This is a genomic window from Micromonospora tulbaghiae (genome assembly GCF_900091605.1).
GTDB lineage: Bacteria > Actinomycetota > Actinomycetes > Mycobacteriales > Micromonosporaceae > Micromonospora > Micromonospora tulbaghiae.
Window position 1 is genome coordinate 1 of record NZ_FMCQ01000019.1, and the last position, 4,521, is coordinate 4,521.

At 71.0% G+C, this 4,521-nt stretch carries 2 protein-coding genes; one reads left to right on the forward strand and one right to left on the reverse strand.

Going from position 1 to position 4,521, the window contains the following annotated elements; translation table 11 throughout:
• Positions 1 to 786, reverse strand: a 786-nt coding sequence (locus tag GA0070562_RS29860) for an NlpC/P60 family protein (RefSeq protein ID WP_476737602.1), incomplete at its 3' end; no start/stop codon positions are given.
• A gap of 96 nt (positions 787 to 882) precedes the next feature.
• Here GA0070562_RS29860 and GA0070562_RS29865 point away from each other — a divergent pair.
• Positions 883 to 4,497, forward strand: coding sequence for a BTAD domain-containing putative transcriptional regulator (locus GA0070562_RS29865; RefSeq protein ID WP_139135518.1), 3,615 nt, complete (start codon positions 883 to 885; stop codon positions 4,495 to 4,497).
• Positions 4,498 to 4,521 lie beyond the last annotated feature (24 nt).

Consider the following 4,521-nt stretch of genomic DNA (forward strand, 5'->3'; position numbering starts at 1 on the left):
GTCGCGGAGGTAGAAGGTGGAGTTGCTGGGTCGGAAGACGCCGACGGTGTCGATGCCGTCGTTGTTCCAGTCACCCGAGATCGGCACATCCTCCGGCGACACGTCCTCGAGGATGTTGTCGTAGCGGACCGGGGTGTACAGGCTGGCGTAGCTCGAGGTCCAGGTCCGTTCGATCGTGTCCGAGCTGCCCGTCTGCTCGATCACCACCGGAGCGGTGTGTGCGGAGTCGCTCCACTTCACGAACAGGGCGACGTGGTTCTCCGAGGTGTCCCCGGTGTGCCGGAGCAGCGCATCGCCCGGGGCGAGATCGCCGCGCGAGATGGTGTGCGACCGGCTGTCCAGGTTTCCGGTCCAGAACGAACTACCCGAGCCGCCGAGACCCCACGCCATCGCCACGAACCCGGAACAGTCGGTCCGATAGTCGCCGTACTGGTTCTCGTAGCAGCGGTTCTGGCTGTAGGGGACACCACCCACGCTGAGCCAGCTACGTGCCCGCTTGACCGCGTCCGATCGCTGCATGTTCTTGTCGGAACCGTTGTTGCCGCACGGGATCGGCGTGGTGCTCACCGCGGCGGACGCTCGCGACCGTGGCGTCAGGCCCGGGTAGTCGGGCAGCGCCGGATCGCCCGGTGCGGCGGCGGCCGCTGTGCCGGCCGCGTCCACCGCCGAGGTGTCGGGCGTCGCGGACGCCACAGTGGGGGTCGAAGCCAGGGCCGCCGCCAGCACCGCCACCGGCACCAGCGACCGGCGTGCCCACCAGCCACCTCGTCGAGCGTATGAGTGCAATGTGTTCTCCTCGTCTCTTCCGGCGTGCCTGCCGCCTCGCCGTGCTCAGAGTGTGCGGAGCGCTTCTGACGCACGACTGGAGGGACAGATCCTGTAGTGAACTCGTACTACGATCTGTGCGGACAGATGTACGAGTCAGATCGTCACCGCCGGCGGGTATCGATCGTCGGCTACCCTTCGACGAGCCAGCCGCGGGGGCGCTTCGGGCGGCCCCACAGGTTGACGATCGTGCACACGGGGGAGTCGACGATGGGCGACGGGGGGCCTGGCGGCCTCAGCGAGCTTCTGCGGCGTGCGCGGGTCGGCCGCGGCCTGACGCAGGCCGATCTCGCGGATCGGGCCGGGGTCAGCGTCGGTGTGGTCCGTGACCTCGAGCAGGGGCGCAGCGGAAGACTGCGTGGACGCTCCCTGCAGGCGCTTGCCGACGCCTTGGGTCTTCACCACGAGGACCGCATGCGGATGAAGCAGATGTCCCGGCCGCCGCAGCGGGAACGTCTCGAGGCGACCGGGCCGGCCCGGATCTCCGTGCTCGGGCCGCTGCAGGTCACCCGGGCCGGTCAGCCCACCGACCTCCGAGCCGGACGGCACCGTGTCGTGCTGGCGCGCCTCGCGCTGACTCCCGGCCGTCCGGTGGGCCGCGAGGAGCTGATCCATCTTCTGTGGGGAGACGCGCCACCGACGTCGGCGACAAACGTGGTGCAGACACACATCAGTCGGATCCGTCGCCTGCTGGAGCCGGCGCCGCGTCCTGACCAGCCGCCGTCGGTGATCCTCGGGTCGGGCGGATACGAGCTGCCAGCCGATGCCGAGCGGCTCGATCTGGTGGGCTACCGGTCCCGCCTCCTGGAGGCCGGCGCGCCGGCCCTGCCACCCGAGCGCGCCTTCGAGCTGCTCCTGGACGCGCTCGACATGTGGCACGGCGACGACGCCGCCCAGGACGTGCCGGAACTCTCCGGCGATCCGTTGATCACGGCGCTGGCCGAGGAGCGCGTGGAGGCGGCCGTGCGTCTGGCGCGCCTCGGGGAGGTGCTGCACCGGCAGCGGGAGGTCCTCCCGCTTCTGCGCCGGCTGGCGGGGCGGCACCCGTGGCACGAGTCGTTGCACGCACGGCTGGTCGTCGCACTCGCCGCCGCGGGCCAGCAGGCCGCCGCGATCGAAGCCTTCGAGAGTGTCCGCCAGCGGCTCGCCGAGGAGCTGGGCGTCGACCCCGGCCGCGAGCTGACCGAGGCGCGGCAGGCCGTGATCGGCGGGCAAGGGGATCGAAGCGCGGGTACGCCGGCGGACACTCGTGCCGTCGTCACGCCGCGCCAGGTGCCGGCGCCGCCGGCGGACTTCTGCGGACGCGCCGAGGAACTGCGCGAGCTCGAATGGGCGTTGCGCTACCCGGACGGTGGAGCACCAGTCGTCCGCGTCATCTCCGGCATGGCCGGTGTCGGCAAGACGAGCCTCGCCCTGAAGGCGGCCTGGGGAGTACGGCGGGACTTCCCGGACGGTCAGCTCTACATCGACCTCCGCGGTGGTGGCGAAGACCGGCCGGTCGCGGTCGGATACGCGCTCGCTCGACTGCTGAGAGCCCTCGGTGTCGAGGCGCGCGCCATTCCCGGTGACGAGGACGAGGCCGCCGCACTCTACCGCAGCGTGCTTGCCGACCGGCGGGTGCTGATCGTGCTCGACAACGCGCACAACGCCGCCCAGATCCGCCTGCTGCTGCCGGGCCCCGGCGGAAGCGCGGTCCTGGTCACCAGCCGCAACCAGTGCGAGGAACTGGACGGCGCCGCCACCACGCTCCTGCCGGTGTTCACGTCGGACGAGGCACTGCACCTGCTGCGGATCAAACTCGGTGCGGCCCGGGTCCACGCCGAACGCAGGGACGCCGAGGCCCTGGTCGACGCATGCGGCCGGTTGCCGATCGCGGTGCGGCTGGTGGCGGGCCGGCTGGTCGGCCACCCGGAGAGCACGGTTGCCGAGGTCCTGCAGGGGCTGACCGACGAGGGGTCGCGGCTTGCCCAGCTCAGCCTCGGTGACCGCACCGTGACGAGCAGTTTCGCAATCAGCTGCCGCGCCCTGCCGTCGGCGGTGGTGGAGGTCTTCCAGGCCGCCGCGCTGATCCCGGGCGAAGACTTCTCGGCCGCCGCGGTCGCTGCGCTGCTCGGGTCCGAACAGCGCGGCGTCCGGGCGACGCTGGACCACCTCGTCACGGAGAACCTGCTCCAGCCCGGCGGTGCGGAGGGCCGTTACCGCTACCACGACCTGCTGCGTCTGTACGCGTTGCGAGCCGGCGAGACCCGGGAGACGCCCGTCGACCGTGGCGCTGCGCTGGCCCGTCTCTACACCTGGTACCTGACGCGGACCGCATCGGCGATGACACTGCTCTATCCCGACATGGTGCGGCTGCCGATGGAGGTCGACCCGGCCGAGAACCCGTTTCCCGATGTCGATGCCGCGACGGCGTGGCTCGGCCAGGAGGCAGCGAACCTCGTCGCGGCGGTCGAAGTCGCCGCGACTGACGGTCATGGCGCACGGTCCTGGCAGTTGGCCGACCAGCTCCGCGGTTACTTCTTCGTCTCGGGAGACGTGGTCGCCTGGCTCGCGAGCGGGTCTGCCGGACTCGCCGCCGCGGAGGCCGCGGGTGACATGCGGGCTCAGGCCGCCATGCATCAGACTCTCGGGCAGGCGCACTGGGCGGCCGGGAAACATCATCTGGCCTCCGCCGCCTACCGTCGAGGCATCGCGGCTGCCCGCGGCAGCGGCTGGCTCGTCGGCGAGGCATACCTGTCACACAACCTCGGGCTCGTGCAGGCCGAGTTGGGCCACCCGGACGAGGCGCGGGATCTCTATCAGCGGGCACTGGACCTCGGGACGGGTCCCGAGTTCCACCACGTTCGTGCGGTGACGCTGAACGACCTGGGCACGCTGTGCCACGAACGGGGCCAGCTCACCGAAGCGGCCGGCTACCTGACGGCGGCCCAACGGTTGAACGAGAGGTCGGCGCGCCACCTGTCGGCAATGGCGAACCGGCACAACCTGGCGATGGTGCTACGGCAGATGGAAGACTTCGAGCCCGCGCGTGCCCACTTCGCGGCCGCACTCGACTACTACCGTCGCACCGGGTCGACGCTGCGGGAGCTGTCGGTGCTCGACGAGCTGAGCCAACTCGACCGCCAGCTGAACGAGTGGGTGTCCGCGGCACACAACGCCGCCGAGGCGCTGCGGCTGGCCAGGAAGCTGCGCAACCTGCGGGCGGAGGCTGCCACCCTCAACACACTGGCCTTCGCGTTGTTGGGAAGCCGGGCTGTCGACGACGCCCGCACACGGTTCACCGAAAGCCTGTCGATCAGCCGGAAACGCGGCTTCCAGTATTTCGAATGCCAGGCGGCCATCGGCCTCGCCGAGGCCGCACTGCTCGAAGGCGCGGCCGAGGAGGCCTACGGGACGGCGAAGGACGCCGTCCTCATCGCCTCCCGCAACGCCTACCGGGTACTGCACGGCGACGCCCTCCTCGTGCAGGCCAAGGCGGCGGTCCGGCTGGGTGAACCGGACACGGCCCGGCAGCACTGCGAGGCTGTCCGGGAGCTGCTCGGGACGACGTCGCTTCCGGACCGGGCGCGCGAGTGCGAGGCGATCGAGGCACTGCTGACGCACCTGCCACGGCGGCGGGACCCGGTGGTGTCCGGGTCCCGCCGTGGTGGGTGTGGTGGTCAGATGCCGTAGACGAATTGGGTGTCTACGGGGCCG